General features: G+C 48.9%; 19 protein-coding genes and 2 pseudogenes. 11 read left to right on the top strand and 10 right to left on the bottom strand.

The genetic code is table 11. From position 1 onward, the window contains the following. Positions 1-282: 282 nt before the first annotated feature. The gene (locus DW806_RS01405; RefSeq protein ID WP_243022604.1) at positions 283-552 is read left to right on the top strand and encodes a helix-turn-helix domain-containing protein; all 270 of its coding nucleotides are present in this window, start codon (positions 283-285) and stop codon (positions 550-552) included. A 420-nt stretch (positions 553-972) separates the two neighbouring features. Here DW806_RS01405 and DW806_RS01395 read toward each other — a convergent pair. Beyond that, positions 973-1,410, bottom strand: a pseudogene (locus tag DW806_RS01395) (DUF4316 domain-containing protein); the annotation flags it as partial. Here DW806_RS01395 and DW806_RS01390 point away from each other — a divergent pair. Together DW806_RS01390 and DW806_RS01385 are read left to right on the top strand one after the other, a co-directional pair. After that, a complete protein-coding gene (locus DW806_RS01390) occupies positions 1,297-1,905 on the top strand; it encodes a recombinase family protein (RefSeq protein ID WP_279220764.1) in 609 nt (202 codons plus the stop codon). The pseudogene DW806_RS01395 and the gene DW806_RS01390 sit on opposite strands and share 114 nt — an antisense overlap. Positions 1,906-1,918: 13 nt before the next feature. After that, the gene (locus DW806_RS01385; RefSeq protein ID WP_118478214.1) at positions 1,919-2,350 is read left to right on the top strand and encodes a hypothetical protein; all 432 of its coding nucleotides are present in this window, start codon (positions 1,919-1,921) and stop codon (positions 2,348-2,350) included. Positions 2,351-2,724: 374 nt separating this feature from the next. On the opposite strand, the gene DW806_RS01380 is transcribed toward DW806_RS01385, so the two are convergent. The 7 genes and pseudogenes from DW806_RS01380 to DW806_RS01350 all read right to left on the bottom strand — a co-directional run bounded on the left by DW806_RS01380 (position 2,725) and on the right by DW806_RS01350 (position 8,817). Then, positions 2,725-2,973 (bottom strand): hypothetical protein, encoded by a 249-nt coding sequence (locus DW806_RS01380; protein ID WP_118728875.1) that lies wholly within the window; start codon positions 2,971-2,973, stop codon positions 2,725-2,727. A gap of 14 nt (positions 2,974-2,987) precedes the next feature. Next, entirely contained in the window at positions 2,988-4,676 is a 1,689-nt protein-coding gene (locus tag DW806_RS01375; protein ID WP_330425271.1) for a recombinase family protein, read from the bottom strand. Further along, positions 4,648-4,878 (bottom strand): helix-turn-helix domain-containing protein, encoded by a 231-nt coding sequence (locus DW806_RS01370; protein WP_015540908.1) that lies wholly within the window; start codon positions 4,876-4,878, stop codon positions 4,648-4,650. Before DW806_RS01370 ends, DW806_RS01375 begins: the two co-directional genes overlap by 29 nt. Positions 4,879-4,968: 90 nt before the next feature. After that, positions 4,969-5,154 carry a hypothetical protein gene (locus tag DW806_RS01365; protein WP_118145877.1) on the bottom strand — a complete coding sequence of 62 codons (186 nt, stop codon included), beginning with the start codon at positions 5,152-5,154 and terminating at the stop codon, positions 4,969-4,971. A gap of 15 nt (positions 5,155-5,169) precedes the next feature. Then, positions 5,170-6,458: pseudogene (locus DW806_RS01360) on the bottom strand (plasmid recombination protein). A 372-nt stretch (positions 6,459-6,830) separates the two neighbouring features. Beyond that, the gene (locus DW806_RS01355; RefSeq protein ID WP_118145873.1) at positions 6,831-8,222 is read right to left on the bottom strand and encodes a DNA primase family protein; all 1,392 of its coding nucleotides are present in this window, start codon (positions 8,220-8,222) and stop codon (positions 6,831-6,833) included. Beyond that, positions 8,197-8,817 (bottom strand): CHC2 zinc finger domain-containing protein, encoded by a 621-nt coding sequence (locus DW806_RS01350; protein WP_055199526.1) that lies wholly within the window; start codon positions 8,815-8,817, stop codon positions 8,197-8,199. The genes DW806_RS01355 and DW806_RS01350 overlap by 26 nt, the downstream gene beginning before the upstream one ends. Before the next feature lie 222 nt (positions 8,818-9,039). Here DW806_RS01350 and DW806_RS15570 point away from each other — a divergent pair, with 222 nt between their 5' ends. From DW806_RS15570 to DW806_RS01310, 7 genes are all read left to right on the top strand, one after another. Further along, complete coding sequence (locus DW806_RS15570) at positions 9,040-10,152, top strand: DUF6076 domain-containing protein (RefSeq protein ID WP_243001756.1); 1,113 nt, start codon at positions 9,040-9,042, stop codon at positions 10,150-10,152. Further along, positions 10,145-11,059, top strand: coding sequence for a hypothetical protein (locus tag DW806_RS01335; RefSeq protein WP_118728873.1), 915 nt, complete (start codon positions 10,145-10,147; stop codon positions 11,057-11,059). The genes DW806_RS15570 and DW806_RS01335 overlap by 8 nt, the downstream gene beginning before the upstream one ends. Positions 11,060-11,094: 35 nt before the next feature. Further along, a complete protein-coding gene (locus DW806_RS01330; protein WP_118728872.1) occupies positions 11,095-12,267 on the top strand; it encodes a hypothetical protein in 1,173 nt (390 codons plus the stop codon). Between the two features lie 16 nt (positions 12,268-12,283). Further along, on the top strand, positions 12,284-12,961 hold the full coding sequence (locus DW806_RS01325; protein WP_117554470.1) for a response regulator transcription factor: 678 nt from the start codon (positions 12,284-12,286) through the stop codon (positions 12,959-12,961). Continuing rightward, the gene (locus DW806_RS01320; protein ID WP_118728871.1) at positions 12,954-13,853 is read left to right on the top strand and encodes a sensor histidine kinase; all 900 of its coding nucleotides are present in this window, start codon (positions 12,954-12,956) and stop codon (positions 13,851-13,853) included. Before DW806_RS01325 ends, DW806_RS01320 begins: the two co-directional genes overlap by 8 nt. Before the next feature lie 135 nt (positions 13,854-13,988). After that, positions 13,989-14,660, top strand: a complete 672-nt coding sequence (locus DW806_RS01315) for an ABC transporter ATP-binding protein (RefSeq protein ID WP_006858253.1) — start codon at positions 13,989-13,991, stop codon at positions 14,658-14,660. A gap of 15 nt (positions 14,661-14,675) precedes the next feature. Then, complete coding sequence (locus tag DW806_RS01310) at positions 14,676-17,321, top strand: ABC transporter permease (protein ID WP_118728870.1); 2,646 nt, start codon at positions 14,676-14,678, stop codon at positions 17,319-17,321. 51 nt (positions 17,322-17,372) lie between these two features. Here DW806_RS01310 and DW806_RS01305 read toward each other — a convergent pair whose 3' ends face one another. Together DW806_RS01305 and rlmD are read right to left on the bottom strand one after the other, a co-directional pair. Continuing rightward, positions 17,373-17,618: a DUF6061 family protein gene (locus DW806_RS01305; protein ID WP_021683568.1), complete on the bottom strand. Its 246-nt coding sequence runs from the start codon at positions 17,616-17,618 to the stop codon at positions 17,373-17,375. 24 nt (positions 17,619-17,642) lie between these two features. Then, complete coding sequence (gene rlmD / locus DW806_RS01300) at positions 17,643-19,277, bottom strand: 23S rRNA (uracil(1939)-C(5))-methyltransferase RlmD (protein WP_118728869.1); 1,635 nt, start codon at positions 19,275-19,277, stop codon at positions 17,643-17,645. 144 nt (positions 19,278-19,421) lie between these two features. Between rlmD and DW806_RS01295 the strand changes: the two genes are divergently transcribed. After that, positions 19,422-19,646, top strand: a complete 225-nt coding sequence (locus DW806_RS01295) for a hypothetical protein (protein ID WP_118728868.1) — start codon at positions 19,422-19,424, stop codon at positions 19,644-19,646. Positions 19,647-19,760 lie beyond the last annotated feature (114 nt).

Below are 19,760 nucleotides of genomic sequence, written 5' to 3'. Positions count from 1 at the left end.
CCCCAAACGGCTCCTCAAAAAAATATTGTCAGCTTTCCATTTACTTTGTCCATAAGAATCCCTCCTAAAATTGATTGAACAAAGAATGGACAACCCGGAGGGGCAGGTTACTTACCCTATCTATATAGGACGACCGGGCTACCTACCGGCTTTTGGTAGGTAGCTCCACTCTATCACCCTCATCACGGACAGTCAACGCAATGTCGTTAGCAAAATCAACGACGGCGCACCGTGGATAATGACACCGCCGTTAGGTACACTAAATGCAAAGGTGGTGAGGCTATGCGCGAGAAGAAGGACATCAATATTGAAATCGGCGGCAATATTCAAGTGGCAAGAGAACAGGCGGGCTATACGCAGGACACGCTCTCAGAAATGCTTGGCATGACGCCGAATCACCTGAGTGCTATTGAGCGTGGTGCTTCCGGTATCTCTCTTGAAGCCTTGCAGCGCCTTTGCCGTTTGCTCGGCGTCAGTGCGGACCGAATATCTTTGGGACTGACGAGCCAGAAGCGGAAGCCCTTGCGCTTGCCAGACGTATTTCGGATATAAAGCCGGAATACCGGCAACAGGTTCAAGAGCTGCTGTCCGCAATTTTGAATATGTCATAAAAAAAGAGCCTCTGCCGATACCCAAACCGGGCATCGACAGAGGCTCTTGGTTCGTTTTCCGGGCATTCAAACAAGTGCCGAAATCGACACTTATTTCCGCGCTAAAGATGAAACCACGCAGGGAATACAAGCACTTAGGCTGGTCAATTTGCGCCGCTCTGAGGCTTGCAATCACAGGCTTTTTCGACCCCTAACTGTCTACACCTCGATGCCTTGCGTGAGAAGTGCGGACAGGCGATGAGATCCGCGCGGAAGCTCTGCTTGCAGCTATGGACGCAGCGGACGCAGAAACGGTTATACTTCCGGCGTCCGCTGTCTACTATGAAGAACGACCACTCCTGCCGCCATTTCTGACTTCTGCTCACAGCTCAATCTCTCCTTTGTTCTTTTTGGGAGAGCAGCATTCCTCCTGCTTTTCTGCCTTTGCAGACTTGAGCCTGTCCATGATGGAGGACTTCTCACCGGTTTCGGGGGCTTTGACCTCTGCGGTCTTGTCCTCCTTCAGACCGTTGTTGATGATCCCATCAATCATGCCGTAGTCATCCTCCATCGACATCTCCGCCGCCTTGAGGTAGTTTTCCTTCTCAAGAGCCACCATCCAACTTTCCTTGCTGATACCGAGCATTCCGCCCTTTGCCGCATGATCGGCAATCTCCTTTGTATCCACGCACAAGCCCTCGGTGTTATCCGAATAGAGACGGTAAACCTCGCAGCCCTTTTCCAAAGCCTTCTCAGCCGCTTCCTGTCCAGCGGGAAGAACGCCAGCCCATGCGTAGCCGTAGTCCTTCATGTCATTGAGCCGACCGAGGCAAGAATTGTTGCGTACATCTATGAAAGCTGCTTGGAGGGCGCAACCCCGGCAGAAATCGCCGCTGCGCTGACGGAACAGGGTATCAAATCTCCAATGGGGAACGATCTCTGGTCTGCCAGTACTGTCCGCAGCATCCTCCGAAATGAGAAATACTGCGGTGATGCTTTGATGCAGAAAACCTATACCAAGGATTTTCGCACCCATAAATCTGTCAAAAATACGGATTTGAATATGTATTTCAAGGAAAATCACCACACAGCGATTATCAAAAAAGAGGATTGGATCAAGGTACAAAAGTTGCTGTCAGAGCGGCACAGCACAGCCAAACGAGCTACATTGCGCCGTCTAAGCAATCGCTTCGTCGCATACCGCGTGAAAGATGGTCTTTTCAAGGGCTATCTGATTATGGATTCCCGGTGGTCTTTTATGGAGCGTCAGGAGTTTATAAAAAACGTGGATGAGGCGCAAAACACCATGAAATGAAAGGATTTTAACTATGAACTTTGATTTTTCCGCTTTGAACTTTGAAACCATCGACTCCAACATCAACGCCTACCCGGATATATTCCTGAATCAGAATGGCGTGACCATCACCAAGAAGGTGCTTGAGGACTTGGGCTATCCCGCCTTTGTTTTGTGTCTGCTGGATGCGAAAGCGAGGGTATTTGCGATCCGTTCCTGCAAGAGCAACGAACCGAAGGGCTTCAAGTTCTCCAAGCCGAGAGGCGAACAGAAAGGTGTTGTTACTATCTCCAACAAGAATCTGCTTGACCCGCTTCGCGCTGTCACCGGCGAGGACTGGATTCCCGGCAAGCGTTACAAGGTGCGCGGTTTCTGGGTTGCCGACGCAAAAACCATGTGCTTTGACCTCAATGAAGGGGTCCAGGAGGACTTTCGCCCTGTTACGCCGAGCAATGACGCAGAATAATCCCTGATATTCAGGGAGAAAAGGGAGAGCAAAAGAGCGGCGGCAAGCCGCCTGAGCGAGAAAGCCACCTCTCCCTTTTCTCCCTCGCTGCGGCTATGGAAACCGTGGAAAACCGCAAGCGGTTTACGCACCGTTCCCACAGCCTGCGCTCACTCTCTTTTTCCTCTCTTGCTTTCTCCCTATACAAAGATAAGTGTCCATTTTCTATCCCGAAAACGCACAGTCGCCACGACGAACAGAGGGCAGCGTGTCAATATGGCAAAGAAAAGCAAACGGCACACAGGCGGTTTTATCCTCAAAAAAGCCCCGAAGCACGACAAAAATAAACCCAGCACCACGCCGTTTGACGTGATGCTGGGTTTTTAGCCGTAAACTCACTCTGATATTAAGCCAAAATGCCGCAGCGCATCCTTGATCGCCTCAACCTTTTCAGGCGGACAGGGATGATACTCATGTTTTCTCTGTTCAACAGCATTCGGTGCTTTGTGCATATCCAGTCCGACCATACGCTTGATCTCTGCAATATATGCCGTATGGACTTTGAAGCCGTACTTCTCCTGCACATACTCCTGAATACGCTTATAGGTCGGATGCTCCTTGACCTCGCCGGTTTCCACTTCCATTCTGACCTCAACCGTCAGTGGATTTGTTCCCGTGACAAGAGGGCGACCGTCTCAACAGTTGTTTCAGTTTCCAAGGGAAGTTCTTTCACTTCCTCACCATCAACAGGCACAGGAAAATTGAATACGATCTTCTTTATCCAGCTTCCATCTTTCCTTTTCTCCGGGAACATCTCAATTCGCTCGATAAAGGCCTTCATAAACTCCTTCTGCTCCGCTTCCGTTGCGGAATGGTAGACTTCATCAAATGCCAGTAACAAGCGATAGATATTGTCACCGGAAATCTTCTCCTGCTGTATGTTGCGGATCTGACTTTGCAATTCGCCAATCTGAACTTCGATTTCCTCTATGGTATCATACTGCTCATCATAGCGGCGCTGCAAGTCTAAAATCTTTCTGTCATAGTGGACATCGTTGATGTCCAAGGTATCCATCTGACGCTCCAAGCGACTTTTCGTTCCAAAGGCTTGCTTTAGCTGCCCTTGCAGAACGGCGATCTGCTTTTCCATATCCTCTGTATCAACCGCCGTTCCGATTTTCGCTTGAATCGCTTCCACAAACCGGGGATTGTTAACCATAGCAGAAATAATCTTCGCCACAAATTTATTGATTTCCGTCTGCTCGATATTCAGACGGAAGCTGCACTCATGCCCGGTAGGTGTAACCGTATTTTTGCAGTAGTAATAATACCGTGTTTTTTTGTCCTTGCTGTGCGCCTTGGCGATATTGCCGTACATACTCTTACCGCAGCATGGGCATTTCAAGATACCGGACAGGATGTGTGCATGGTCTGGATTGTTGACCTTTTCCCGCTTGAAAGAATTGATCTTGCGCTTTTCCTGTGCCAGATGCCAATCTTCTTCGGAAATGATAGCTTCGTGCTGTCCTTCATAAACCGGGAACTCCGACTGCTCAACCACGTGCATCTCGTTTCTTGTACCCTGTTTCTTTTCTGTTCTTCGTCTGCCGTAAGCAATCTTTCCCATATAAACAGGATTGTACAATACATTTTTCACAAAATCTCTTGAAAATCCCGGAATGGTATTATTCTGTCTTAGTTTCTTTACATAACCATTGCGGTTCAGATATTTTGCAACTCCAGCAACGCCCTCGTTGGTATGGATGTAGCGGTCATAAATGACACGGATTACTTCCACTTCATCCTCTGCAACAACAAGGTTTCCGTCTTCCAGTTTGTATCCATAGGGAGCGAAACCGCCGTTCCATTTGCCCTCACGAGCCTTTTGCTCCCGTCCTGCCATTGTCTGTGTGCGGATATTTTCTCGCTCAATCTCTGCCACCGCAGACAGCACAGAGATCATCAGCTTTCCGGCATCCTTGGAGCTGTCAATGCCGTCCTCCACGCAGATCAGGTTGACACCAAAATCCTGCATAAGCTGCAAAGAGTTCAGAACATCCGCCGCATTTCTGCCAAATCGGGACAGCTTAAAGACCAGCACATAAGAAACATCATCTTTGCCGTCCTGGATATCGTTCAGCATCCGTTGGAAGTCCTGCCGCCCTTGGATGTTCTTGCCGGAAAATCCCTCGTCAGAATACTCCCCGGCAACGATCATATCCTCGTATGCCGCATACTTCCGTAGCTTGTCACGTTGGGCATCCAAACTGTATCCGTCAACCTGCATCGAGGTGGACACTCTTGTATAAAGATAGCATTTAAGTTGTTTCTTTTTCAGAATCTCCACCTCCCTCATTCCTTCCTTTTACCATAAGTCCCTCGTTGCGGATATAATACTCCAAAAGCCACAGCACATAATCCGGTGCATGGCGGTTGTCCAATTCCCATTCAGTCATAGTCCGGTAAGGAATATGGACGAGCTTGCAAAAATCTTTCCGGTTCAGTCCTGTGCTTTCACGCAACTTTATAATTCTGTTTTTACAATCCATCCGTCTTTTCTCCACAAAAGCAAAAAGTACACGTTGCGTAATCATTATAGCATAGCTGTAACGAATACGCAACGTGTAAATTGCGAGATTTTACGCAGCCTTATCCGTCAAAGGCTGTGCTTGATTACTTTCCTCGGAATGCTCCACTTCCTGCGGAGCGTCCTGTTCCAATTTATCCAAAACCTGATGTCCATATTTCTGGAGCATCTGGCTCATAACATCCACACAGCGGTCAAATGCCGCATTATATTTCGCTTCTTCATAATATTTCTTCAATAGGCGATTCCTCCATCAAAGTTCCATATCCTGTCCACGCTTCCGGGCAGGGTGTTCGTGTTCCTGTGTTTCCTTTCCTCTGATGAGGATAGAATTGATAAAAGCCCGAACCTTTTCGGATGCGATTTCAGTGCATCCAGAAAGGGTTGGGCTTTCTGTTTGAGTTCCATATATTTTTCGCTTACCGCTTCATACCGCTGCTTCCAGATGGAAACCGTCTTTTCTGCGGAAGCCAATTTTTCTTTCAGTCGCTTGTTGTCAGCATTGGCAATAATACCATTGACCGCATAGTGTTTGAGCGTGTCGCATTCATCCGGAGTCAGCACAACATTGTTTCCGAATGTGGCTTTTTTGCCCATTGTTTCAATCTCCTGCACCGTCAGAGCAACGGTCTTTGCTGTTTTGGTTTCCTTTTGCAGAGCTTCCAGTTTCTGTTTCTGCTTCTCCGTGGCAGCTTTGGCATTCTCCAAACCCCGCTCCACCTGTGCCACCTGTCCGGCCACAGTTTCCAGCCGCTGCTGTTCTGCCTGCACCTTGAACTGGGTCACAGTCAGATGTTCCTCGGTGCTTCCACGTTCTCCACGCTCCAGATCGGTATATCCGGCAACTCGCATGAAATGAAAAAAGTCATCCTGCAACACACTGTAGGATGACCTCAAAATCTTTTTTCCTCTTGCGTTCAACATTGGATTACCGTCCTCGTCAAGCACCGGCTTGGACTCCCATTTCTTACTGCGGCTGACCTGTGTGATGACCTCCTTAACGGCTCCCCGGAGGGCTTCATCCTTGCATCGCTTCGACCAAAGGATCTGCTTTTCCACCACCGGGATATAAACCACATGAAGATGATAGTGGTACACATCCTCGCCCAGAGCTTCGGACATTGCCCGGTTGCGCTCATCGGCGTGCATCACAGCGGAGAGGATATACTGCTCACCGCCTACAATCTCCACGGCGGCTTTGTAAGCATCAGCATAAAACTGTTTTGCAAATTCATAGCCGCCATGATTGTAGAAATAAGCAGAGTTCACATCAAATACTAACTCGCCGTATTTGACGGCATCCGGTTTCAGACCTCTGGTGGAGATTACGCCGTCCTGTTCCATCTGCTCAAACATTTTTACATAATCGTCCGTGGGTGCTTTGAAATGAACGTTCAGAGAAGTGCGTTCCGGCACGATGTCCTGATTGCTGTAGCTGTCCTTTTCACGCTCATTGTGTTCCTGTACCTTAGCCACATCTGCCGGGGTTTCCAAGTCCTGATTTCTGGCTACGGTACGGTCTATTCCATCATTTCTTGCCATAGAATTTTTGTCCTTTCTTTGAGATTTGCAGACAGCGGAGAACTACGGAGAGGCACTTTTTCAAAGTGTAATAACCCACTATGACACTTTCATCCATACTGGCTGCAAAGTGCCGTGGGCTCTCCGAGGGCTCTCCCGAGGGGGAATGCGGTCACTGCGGTGACCTCTGCTGAACTGCCCGAAAACTGTCTGCATCGTTTTCTGTTGTTCAGCCGGGATAGCTGCTGTTTTGCGAAACACCACCCATCCCGGCGGCAGTGAAAATCAAATCTTTCACTGCAATAGAAACAGCCCAAATAAAGGAAATGAGCTGTTTCTATCACAAGCGTTTCACGCTCTTTTGCTGCGTACATACGTACCAGCCAATGGGATTTACTCGACCTGCCGCCATTCCTCCGGAATGTCCTCCGGTACGTACGTACACGGCGAATTTCCGTAAAACCCATTTATATGAGGTCTTGCCACAGCCTCCACACCCATAAATCCCCATACCCGCCGTCCGGCAGAGTTGGTGATGTTGTTGCAATGCTCCAGATTAAATTTCTTGGCATTGGCAATCATGGCGTCGCTGAAGCTACGGGCTTTCAGCGGAGCAAGGGAATTTTCCTCGCACCACATCCGGTAGATTTCATAGAAATCCTTGGAGCTGATGGAAGCATCCGCTTTCAATCGGATGTATCCCTCCGACTCCATGAAATCAAAGATATTGTTGTTGTCACGCTTGACCGCTTCCCGGTTTTCCTGGATACGGTCACTCTCCGTAAACTTAAAGTTGTTGGCAACAAGCCGCTGTAAGCCTTCAAATGCCCACAGGAAGATACCCTCGGCTTCAGCTTTCATCTTCTCTGCAAGGTCAGGATCATCGGCTCTGTCCATGGGCTTTTCTTTGGTGGTCAGCACAAGTTGTCTGCGGTAAAAACCGTCGCTGCGGTCATACAGAGCTTGCAGATCGCCGTTGCTGAATGCCAGCAACCGGGCAAACATCCAGCCCTGATAACTCTGCTTTCCCTTGCGTTCCAGATCCATCTTGCCCTGTGCAGTCACAATGGATTTTACATAGTTGGTCTGACGCAGAGCTTCCATCCGCATATCATCATCCACGCACAGCAGGATGTGTTCCAGATCAGCACGGGCGAAGCGGTTTTCGGAAATTTTTCCGATGCTGCCGTCTTTCATATTCGTGCCGAATATAGCGGACAGCACCGCACCAATTTGGGATTTGCCCTCGCCGCCGTTGCCTTTAATCACCATCATGCGCTGCCCCTTGTTGGAAGGAATCAGACAGTAGCCGAAAAACTCCTGCAAAGTGGGGATGTCCTCCGCATGGAGCAGCCCATCCAGAAATTTTAGCCAGGTCACAGGTGTAGGTGCATGAGGATTGTAAACAACAGGCAGACGGTTTCGCACGATAGCCGGTCTGCCCTTGGTAAATGTGCCGTTCAATAGCAGCGTACCGTTGGACAAATGAATCCGATCCTGCTCCGGTGGAAAGTCCGGCACTTGTGCTTCCAGTTTCAGCACTTCCAGAATGTTGGTGATCTTCCGGGGGATATTGTTTACGGCACAAAATTTCAGCTTGTCGTAAATCTCCCCACGCAGTGGGAGATCGTCCGTCACTCGACCATCGGGCGTAAAAAAAGCTCCGTTTGCGAAGATAATTCTGCGCTCATGCAGAAATTCTTCACAAAACAGAGCTTCGTTGATGTTCTGCCCATCAAACCAGACAGGCAAATTCATATCAGGCGTTTTCCGGTTCTTCGCCATGGTGCGCCACCTCCTTTTTCTTTCGTGTGATGTACTCTTGCAGAAAAGTAATTTTTCCCTCCTTCATCAGCTCGTCCACCAATGCCACCCGCTCTTCCAGATCACCCACGGTCAGCACATCTGCCATATATTCGATAGGACAGTGCATCTGGCAGGCTTCCACAAAACGATCATCCAGAGCCTCCTCCGGTGTTTTGGGTGCATACCGCACTTTCCAATCTTCCAGCAGATGCAGATAATCCGTCAGCACCCGGAAACACAGCATTTCATCCTCCCGGAACTGACGGATATAAGGACGCTTTGGCTTGGCCATAGCTGCGGCAGTGGGCGGTTTCGGGTCAAGTCCGAAGTCCGAAGCCAGCTTTTGCGCTGCTTCATAGCTGCTCATATTGAACAGCCTTGCCACAAGGTCGATCACATCTCCCTTTGCTCCACAGCCAAAGCAGAAAAAATAGTCCTCATTCAGCTTCAAGCTCGGATGCCTGTCGTTGTGGAACGGGCAGCAAGCCATGCCGTTGTGGCTCACTTTCAGCCCGTAGTGTTCGGCGGCTTGCTTGACGCTGATTGCCGCCTTGATGGTTTCATAGATTGTCATAGAAAACCCTCCGTTCATAATATTCTGGAAAGCACGAAGCACCCGCCGTGATTGGCAGGTGCTTCGCTCCTTCTATTATGGTTATGACGGATTTTTCAAAAAACAGGCTAATGGCAGGACAATCCTGTTTCAAAAAACAGGACAACTTATTGATAGATGTAGATTTCTTTACATTAGCATGATACAATTAAGAAAGTGAAAAAACAGGACAGGAGGGTAAGCATGAACCAAGAATTGATGACATTGGACTTCTGGCAGGATACGGTCATATATGAGGGCAAAACATTCCCTGTCGGCACGCTTGCCTGTGATGCGCTGAATGTTCCTGCGGATACTATTACAAGAATGAACGAGCAATGCGAGAAAATCAATCTGCTGCTCGGGATGCTGAATGCCGGACAGGATACTTCTGCACTCTTTCCTATGGCAAAGGAAGCTGCATTGACAATGTTAGAGATTCTCAGCAAAACGCCGCCGTTCTCCTATATGGATATACCAAAGCACAGGGAACGGATAGAAAAGGTTTTTACTGCGGACAATGCTCTGAAATATGTGGAGTTCGCCATAAAAGCCGTAACCAATTCTTTACCGTTCGAAGAAGTTCCAAAATATGCTGATGCGGTGATGCTCCAGCGCTATACCGCTGTATGCGGGCATCTGGCATACTCTCTTGAGGAATATCAAAAGGCAATGCTTGATTTTGCAGAAAAATCAGACGGCAACGAGGCAGACCGCACAGCGGAGGGCTTTGCAAAAATGTTCGGCAGCTATTTCCCGCCTAAGTTCTCTATCACAGAGGGCAATGCCTGGATGTCTGTTGCAAATAACTCTGTTCAGTATGTGGCTACCATCCGTCCCGGCGAGGACATAGCGAAGCTGGTCAAGCGGATGCACTATGTATCCTTTGTGGGAATGTTCCGGTCTGATTTCTTTGAGGGTTTGTGTGTGGGTCATGCACCGAAAAAATGCCGGATCTGCGGCAAATGGTTTCTGACCACCAACGCAAGGCACACCAAATACTGCGGCGGTTATGCGCCGGGGGACAAGCTGCACCGCACCTGTCGGCAGATCGGCAATCTAAAAGGCAGAGAACAGCGGGAACTTGCGGACGATCATCCGCTGAAACAGATTTATGAAAAGCGGCTAAATACCATAAACCGCTATGTGAAGCGTGGTACTCTGGACGCTGATCTTGCAGAGGTTATGAAGAAGCTGGCAAAGGATAAAATGCTCCGGGCATTGAGCAATGTAGCCTATGCCAAGGGCGATTATGAAAAAGAAATGGGACAAGGCGTATTAAGAAAAGAAGCGTTGGAAGGAAAAAACTATGATTAATGTGGATGCTATAAAAGAATTGATTGATCAAGCACCGGAAATCAAAACACTATTTACCACAGAGAGCTACCCAGGGGCTTCAATGTATGACTACAATACTGGAACGCATAAAACATCCAGCATAGATCTGCAAACCATATATAAGAATCCAGTCTTTTTGCAGTGGAAAGACCGAGTGTGTTTTGAACTTGCCAAAATAGAAGGTGACGCATACATTGACGAAATAATTGCATTGTCATCCCATTTTACCGGATGGGATGACAAAACACGATTTGACAAATTAGAGTCAAAATTATATGTATTGAAGGATCATTTGGACGAATACAAAGAAGATTGTAGTACTGCACAAATAGAAGATGATAGCCGAATACCCGAAAAAGAAATATGCGACAAAATGTTACGAGCACTTTCAAAGCTACAGCGTAATCACCACTACAACGCAGATAGTAGCGAAGATACAATGAATGATTATATTCGGGATATTTTGGGCGAGAGCTATTTCATGAAAGATCAAACAAGGCAAGGAGACTCAGAAAACGGTGACGAGGCTGGGGAGGTTGATATTCAGCTTTGTTATGATGGATTACCTGTTGTAATGATAGAGGGAATAAAGGTATCTTCATTGGAAAGAGAGCGATTAGACTCCCACATGAATAAAGTTCTTACAAAATACGACCCCAACGGTTGCCCGTACACTTTTTTGATAGTTTATACCACTGCCAAAAACTTCGATTTGGGTTATAAAAACATTTTCAACCATTTTGATAAATATTCCTACCCGTTTCCACGAGAATGTAGTCTTTTAGATGTGGAAACGGGATATGGAGAGTTGAAGCATGCTCAAATCATTTTGAATAGAAATGGTCAAAAAATCAGGGTACATATTTGGGCAGCACATATTGTTTGACTGAATAGATTTTGAAAGTTGAAAGAAGGTGCGCTATGCTGAATGATTTTACATGGAATATGACCGGATACATACCAAAACACCAAGTCAATCCGCACGATGACGGCATCATTTCCTATGTGGCAGAGCACATTTTCCAACTGGAACCGGAGCCTCCAGCGGTGGGCAATCTGAACGAATATATCCTGTCTGCCTTGCAGGAAAAGAATTTGATATATTTCTCATTCTTCCTACACCACTACGAGCCGCAGCTTAACAAGCGCATCAAAGACTTTCTCGGTGTGGATGGCGGCGATCTGTACGACACAGACCGATTTATAGATATAAAGCTCTCCTGCCGGGAGCAAATGCTCCAAAAGCTGATGGACTATGACCTTGCCAAGGGTGCAGAGTATGCTACATACATTTTCCCGTTCATCCGGGATGCTATGCTCCGTTTTCGCATGGGCGAAGAAAAATGGTCGGTGTCCTCTCTGACCAATTACAAAATGGTGCGGTCAATGGCTTGGCTGTACCACAACACCAAGGATGCGGTCAACGAATTTTCCAAGAAATACAACTGCGATCTTGCCCTTGCGGAAGAATATCTGAAAGTTGTCCGTGGAATCCGCAATCAGCAGCCTTTCTATGTCACAGACGAGGACGGCGAAGAAACAGGCGAGGATGTAGCCCTTGGCGATAGCTGGAACTATACCGATATCCTCTGGAACGGCATACAGGCAGAAAAGGTGCAGCGGGCATTTGAGAAACTGAATTATCGGGAACAGACCTTGCTCGAAAAACGGTTAGCAATTTGCATGACCTGTGGGCGTGTCAGTTCATGGAAAGACCGCCCCACCTTTGAAGAACTGGCGGTTATGTTTGAGGGCAGTACAGCCAGCGGTGCAGAACGAGCCTACCGAAAAGCAGTGGACAAGTTGACGGAATTGTTGGTTGCCGAGGGCGCAATCCATGCAGTCCGGCTAAAACAGAAATCCAAGATTAAGCGAAAAAAGAAAATCGCCGCCGCAATCTACGAATATCAGGCAGACTGCGACGGCGAATGGGGCGAAATATCATTAGATTTTGAGAACGGCAAGGCAGAGGTCATTTTGCTTGCCGATTGGGATACAGTGAAAACAAACAAATTTGCAAGCAGAGCAATCGCCTATCTTCTGAACTGTGAGAACGAAAAATTACCCAAGGAAATAATGGTGGCCTTTGAATAACGAGGGAGTGAGATACATGGAACAATTATTGATTATTGAAGATGATATAGGGTTGAATCAGGGTTTAAGTAAAGCACTGAAAGCAGATGACCGTCAGATCATTTCCTGCCAAGACCTAAAAGCGGCGAAGGAACAGCTTCTTTGCGGCGGTGTATCCCTGATCCTGCTGGATATCAATCTGCCGGATGGCAGCGGGCTCGAGTTGCTCCGGGAGGTCAAGGAAAACACACCCTATATTCCTGTTATTCTGCTGACTGCCAATGACACCGATCTGGACATCGTAGACGGACTGGAGAGGGGCGCTGATGATTACATTACCAAGCCCTTTTCTCTTTCGGTTTTGCGGGCAAGGGTGAATACCCAACTGCGAAAGCAAGCGTCAAACCATAAAAATGCGCCGTTCCATATGGATCTATTTCACTTTGACTTTGAGGCTATGACCTTTTATGTGGGAGATTCCAAAGTGGAATTGAGTAAAACAGAACAAAAATTACTGCGTCTGCTTGTTGAAAATCGTGGTCGAACCATGACCCGTGGAGACCTTGTCGACCGGATCTGGACAGATGGCGCAGAATATGTGGATGAAAATGCTTTGTCTGTTACGATCAAGCGTCTGAGGGATAAGCTTGGTGCACAGAAATACATTAAAACCGTCTATGGAATCGGTTATAGCTGGGTGACAAAAGATGAATAAAACCGGTATTGTGATCATACTGCTGTGTTTTCTGGCGGCGGCAGCTGTTGTGTTATGGGAGCGGAGAAAGACCAGAAAAACGATGGAAGAAATCGAAAGGATGCTGGACGCTGCCATGACCGGCTCCTTTTCTGAAACAACTTTTGATGAAAGCCAGCTGTCTGCTTTGGAAACAAAGTTTGCACACTATCTTTCCGCCGCAGAAGCATCTTCTCAAAACATAGCGCAGGAAAAAGACAAAATCAAAACCTTGATTGCGGACATCTCGCACCAGACAAAAACGCCGATTGCAAACCTGCTGTTATACAGCGAGCTTCTGATGGAGGAAACTATGCCTGCATCGGCGAAGGCAAATGTGGAGGCACTGTACAAACAATCGGAAAAGCTGCGTTTTCTGATCGATTCTCTCGTAAAGCTTTCCAGACTGGAAAACGGGATCATTTCACTCTCCCCCCAGCCGGCAGCGCTGCAGCCGCTGCTTGAAAGTGTGGTAGAACAATATACTGCCAAGGCTTCTGAAAAAGGATTGTCTTTGCAAATGCAGGATACAGATGCTTTTGCTGTATTCGACTTCAAATGGACAGCGGAAGCGCTGGCTAATATCGTAGACAACGCCATCAAATATACAGAGCATGGCACAATCAGGATTTCTGCCGTAAGTTACGAAATGTTTGCAAGGATCGATATATCGGATACCGGTTCAGGCATACCGGAAAATGAGCAAGCGAAGATATTTGCTCGCTTTTACCGCTCAAATAGTGTGCAGAAACAAGAAGGGGTCGGCATCGGCTTATATCTTGCCCGACAGATCATATCCGGCGAGGGCGGTTATATCAAGGTTGCTTCCGTTCCGGGAAAAGGAAGTACGTTTTCCATATTTCTGCCGAAATAACAACAATTCTATCAAAACTGTTAGATTTCATTTTCCGCCGGAAAGAATGTGGAAAGATTCCTATGCGATAATCTGTATGTATCAAAGGATCATTTCCTTTCATATATACAGATTTTTTCATGGAGGTACTCATTTATGGAAGTTTTACAGGCAAAAAACCTGAAAAAGATTTATGGCTCCGGCAATAACGCAGTTCATGCGTTGGATGGAGTTGATTTAAGTGTAAAGAAGGGCGAATTTGTTGCAATTGTCGGCACATCCGGCTCCGGCAAATCCACGCTGCTGCACATGCTGGGCGGGCTGGATCGCCCTACAAGCGGCACGGTTATGGTGGACGGACAGGATATTTTCTCCCTGAAGGAGGAAGCGCTGACCATCTTCCGCCGCAGGAAAATCGGCTTTGTGTTCCAAGCATATAATCTTGTTCCGGTGCTGAATGTGTATGAAAATATTGTTCTACCCATTGAGCTGGACGGTGGCAAGGTCAATAAGGATTTCGTACAGCAGATCGTGCAGACCCTTGGGCTGGATGATCGTCTGGATGCGCTGCCCAATCAGCTCTCAGGCGGTCAACAGCAGCGAGTAGCCATTGCCCGTGCGCTGGCGGCAGCACCCGCTATCATTCTGGCAGATGAACCCACCGGCAATCTGGATTCCAAAACCAGCCAGGATGTATTGAGCCTTTTGAAAGTCACCAGTCAAAAGTTCGCCCAGACAATCGTAATGATCACTCACAACGAAGAAATTGCGCAGATGGCAGACCGCATTATCCGTATCGAAGATGGTCGGATCGTCTCCCAGAACTAACGGGAGGTGGCTACGATGAATGTCAAAAACAGAAAATGTATTCGAAAGCTCAGCTTAAAATCTCTTTATGCGAACCGTCGCCGCAATCTGATCGCCATTTTTGCCATTGCGCTGACAACGCTGCTATTTACTTCCATGTTCACCATTGTCTTGTCACTGAACGCCAGCTATGAAACCTACCAGTTTCGGCAGGTAGGCGGCTATGCGCATGGCACCTTTAAGGATGTTTCCCCCGAGCAGGCGGAACGCATCGCTGCCCACCCAAAGGTGAAGGCTACGGGGGCACGGAAGGTAATCGGTATCACTGCGGAGGGGGTCTTTGCCAAAATACCGGCAGAGATCAGCTACATGGATGCCAACTGCACTAAATGGAGCTATGCAACCCCTACTACCGGACGGATGCCCGAAAGCGGCAAAGAGGTAGCCATGGATACGGCAGCGTTGCAGTTGCTTGGCGTAACGCCGGAGCTGGGCGCCGAGGTCACGGTTTCCTATTCCATTACGGACAAGGATCAAACCGCCTTTACTGTAACAGATACCTTTACGCTGGTGGGCTATTGGGACTATGATGAACTAATGCCTGTTCATTACATCAACATCAGCCGTGATTACGCAGATGACATCGAAGCGCAGGCAGTGAAAACAGGTTTACAGCCTTTCCGCACCGATTTGAATGTCATGCTGGCCTCCGGCACAAACATTCAAGGGCAGATGGAGCAGGTGGATACCGATCTTGGTTACACATGGGACAGCTATACCGATCCCAACAGCGTCCGAATCGGCGTCAATTGGGGATATACCTCATCCCAGCTGGAGTCACAGCTCGATCCAGAGCTGATGGTCGCCATAGCAGCTTTTTTGCTGCTGGTGATTTTCACGGGGTATCTTATCATCTATAACATTTTTCAGATCTCTGTTGCAGGGGATATCCGGTTTTACGGACTTCTGAAAACCATTGGCACAACGCCCCGGCAGCTCAAACGCATCATTCGCCAGCAGGCACTTCTGCTTTGTCTGATCGGCATTCCGGCGGGGCTGCTGCTGGGCTATGGCATCGGCGCTGTTTTGGTTCCTGTTGTCTTGCGCTCCACCCAGTTGGATGCAGGCATCACCACCATCAGCACATCGCCTGTGATCTTCCTTGGTTCTATGCTGTTCGCCTTGTTGACGGTGCTCTTGTCCTGTTCCAAGCCCGGAAAAATGGCAGCTAAGGTCTCTCCGGTGGAGGCTACCAAATATACGGATGCAATGCAGACCAAGAAAAAACAGCGCAGCACCCGGGGAGCCAAGCTCCATCAGATGGCCTTTGCCAATTTGGGACGAAACAAGAAAAAGACGGTGCTGGTGGTGGTGTCTCTGGCACTGTCGGTGACGCTGTTCAATGCACTGTGTGCCTTTGTGGGCGGCTTCAGCATGGAGAAGTATGTATCCACCATGACCTGCGCCGATTTTATCGTCAGCACGCCCGACTATTTCCGTTACAACCCGGCAGATGAATTCATCACGCCGGAACAGATCGAAGAGATCGCAGCAAACACAAAGTCCAGTCTTTCCGGCACGGGATATGCTGTGCGAAAACCCGTATATCTTTGGATGACGGAGGATGCTCTGCGGCAGGACTATGCAAGGTACGAAAGCGCCGAGCAGTTGGACAGCCATATGAGCCGCATGGAGCACCGGGGCGATATGGTGATGGGAGATACCAGAATCGAGGCTCTGGATAACAGCCTGTTTGACAAGCTGCAAGTGTTCGACGGAGATATTTCTCCTATGCTGGAGCCAAACAATAACGCTATTGCCATTGCGGTTTCCTTAGATGACTACGGTAATCTGCCCAATCCTGAATACTACCCCAAGGTGGGAGACACGATCACCGCCACCTATGCGGACGATGTGAAATATATCGACAGCCGCACCGGGGAACTCCGCACCGAAGATACACCGGAGGAGTACTTTCAGGAAAAACTGTATGGAGCCAGAGATGTAGAGTACACGGTCTGCGCCTTGGTAGAGCTTCCGTATTCCATGAGTTATCGTTATGGTGGTATTGGATATGAGGCAGTTTTGTCTGTGGATACCGCACAGAGGGACAGCGGTGGTGCGGCCATTCCGATGCTCTACCTGTTCGACACAGCAGACGAAGCGGACGAGGCCGAAGCAGAGCAATATCTATCGAAGCTCACTGCCGGTGAGTTTTCGCCCTTGATGTATGAAAGCAAGGCCACGGCTCGCTCCGAGTTTGCTCAGTTCCGGCAGATGTTCCTTCTGATCGGTGGTATCCTCTGTGCTATCATCGGGCTGGTGGGACTCTTGAATTTCTTCAACGCCATGATGACCGGCATTCTTTCCCGCCGCCGTGAATTTGCTGTGCTTCAGGCTGTAGGAATGACGAACCGGCAGCTCAAAACCATGCTGATCTATGAGGGGTTGTTTTACGCAATGTCTTCCGTAGCGGCGGCCTTTATGCTGTCGCTGGTGATGGGACCTCTTGCGGGAAAAATGCTGGGCAGTATGTTCTGGTTCTTTGAGTATCGATTCACCATTCTGCCTGTCCTGCTGACAATTCCGGTATTTCTTCTGCTGGGGTGGCTGATTCCTTGCATGATGTATGACAACGCAGCGAAATGCAGCGTTGTAGAGCAATTAAGGGATGCTCAATAACTGTTAAGCAAAAAACGGCCCTCTGCCAAGGAAAAGGCAGAGGGCTGAGTTTTAATCTAAGGGTTTACATTCAGTTACAGTTTTTAGATAAATTTCGGGATCACCGTTCAAGATCAAGTCTGCATATCCAACCGGATCATTGTAGATTAGATAATCCAGTTCTGACCGTTGATACATATTGTCAGCAACCTCATTCTCCACGGCGATGGTATCAATGGCAATCATGCTGCCATCTAAAAATTTCAGTTCCACACAAGCGGTATCCATGTTAAACTCACAAGAAATCAATCTATCCATAAGAAACCTCCATTTTGCGGGATGTTAGATCATCCCAAAATATTTGAATGCTTCTCGGATTGCTTTCTCTTTTTCCGGCGGACACTGGGGCTGTCTGGAATCCTCGGACTTCGGCAGATTATAGTTCTTACCAACCCCAATCCCACATTTTCGTTTAATCTGTGAGATATAGAGGTTGGACACCTTTAACCCGGTATGCTCCAACACATACTCCTTGATCTGCGGATAGGTTGCCCCATCCTGAAATTCGGACATATCCATATCTTCCAAAGAGAACTCAACCCGAATCTTTTTCGAGTCGACCTCACCCTTGGAAAGCAAGACAACCGCCTCCACATGAAAAGTTCTCGGGAACAGATCGAACGCCTGTGCTTTCTCAAGCGTGTAGCCTGCGCCGCACAGCTCCGCCACATCGCGCGCAAGCGTTGCCGGGTCGCACGAAACGTACACGACCTTAGGCGGTTGCATTTTAAGGATCGCGTCGCGTGCAGTCGCGTCCAGACCCTTGCGCGGCGGATCGACCACCAACACATCAATGCCGCGCTTAGCCAACCGCTGCGCCGCCTGACCCGCATCCGCACAAAAGAACTCTGTGTTCTCCATGCCGTTGCGGAGCGCGTTGCGCTTGGCATTTTCGATGGCCTCCGGCACGATTTCCACGCCAATGGCAGTCTTTGCGTGCTCGGCCAGCGCCAGCGTGATCGTACCCGCACCGCAGTAGAGGTCAAGCACGGTCTCCTCGCCGGTCAGACCGGCGTAGTCCACCGCGCACGCATACAGACGCTCGGCCTGCGCGTGATTGACCTGATAAAACGCCTCGGGCGAGAGCAAAAACGTGTGCCCGCACAGGCGGTCCTCCAGCATCGGCTCACCCCAGAGAACATCCGTCCGGTCACCCAGAATCACGTTGTCATCGCGCTGGTTGTGGTTGAGCAGAATACCCGTCAGCGACGGTGCTGCCGCGCGCAAACGCTCGACCAGCACGTCCAGCCCGGGCATTTTCTTGGTCGCGGAAATGAGCGTCAGCTGGCTTTCGCCGCTTTTTTCGCCCACACGAACATAAATATGGCGAATCGTGCCGCGCTTGCTCGCATAATCGTACGGCTTGACCGAAAATTCCGTCATCCATTCACGCACCACAGCGGCAATCTTATCTGCCGTCTCGGACTGGATCAAACACCTGTCCACCGGCACAATGTCGTGGCTGCGCGGACGGTAAAAGCCAGTAACGATGCTGCCCTCTTTGTCCCGTCCGACCGGATACTGCGCCTTATTGCGGTAATGCTCAGTCGTCGGCGCACCCGTAATGCCGAGCAGCTTTGCGCCGTCCTGACCGCCAATGCGCGTCAGCGCATCACGCACCTTTTTCTCCTTTGCACGCAGTTCTTCCCCGTAGGTGATGTGCTGATAACAGCAGCCGCCGCACTTGTCCGCCACCGGACATGCAGGCGCAATGCGCTGTCCCGACGGCACGATAATCTTCTCTACCCTGCCGAACGCCACATTTTTCGTCACCTTGACAATGCGGACATCACACTGATCGCCAACTGCCGTACGCGGCACAAATACCGCCCGGCCTTCGATCTTCGCAAACCCCGTGCCGTCCGCCGTGTAATCCGTAATCTGACAACGATACGTCTTATTCTTCTGCAAATCCATAAAAACCCCTCAATAGTGGAAAATTGAGAATGGAGAATGGAAAGTGAACTTCTCCCCTCAATTACTACTTCCTAATTACTAATTTTTATAATGGTATTATAGCACGAACTTCGGAGATACTGCAATCGAAAGGAGCGTGCAATTATGGTGCAGGACAGGAAAAAACAGGTCTCCGGCGAGATTCCCTTTGATTTTATGCAGGAAATGGGCCACAGTCCGCGGGCAATGGAGCAGTTCTTTGATCTGCCGTATCAGGCGCGGCAGGTGCTGACCGATGCGGTATGTATCTCAGACGAACCCGAGGAACGCCGCGCGACGGCTCTCAAGTCGCTTGCAAACGGCGGCGAAGGCTTCTGCGAACGGTTCTGACTGCTTTTCCCGCTCGAACGGCTGTACCTTACGGTGCAGCCGTTTTGCTGTATTCGCCAAAATACGCTGTCTTGACACCTTTTATTTCTAATCGCTTTTCATTGCGTTAGTGCA

The organism is Butyricicoccus sp. AM32-19, assembly GCF_003480365.1.
Classification (GTDB): Bacteria; Bacillota; Clostridia; order Oscillospirales; family Butyricicoccaceae; genus Agathobaculum; species Agathobaculum butyriciproducens.
Note: the sequence above shows the minus strand (reverse complement) of the source record. Positions and strands in the feature narration are given on the sequence as shown.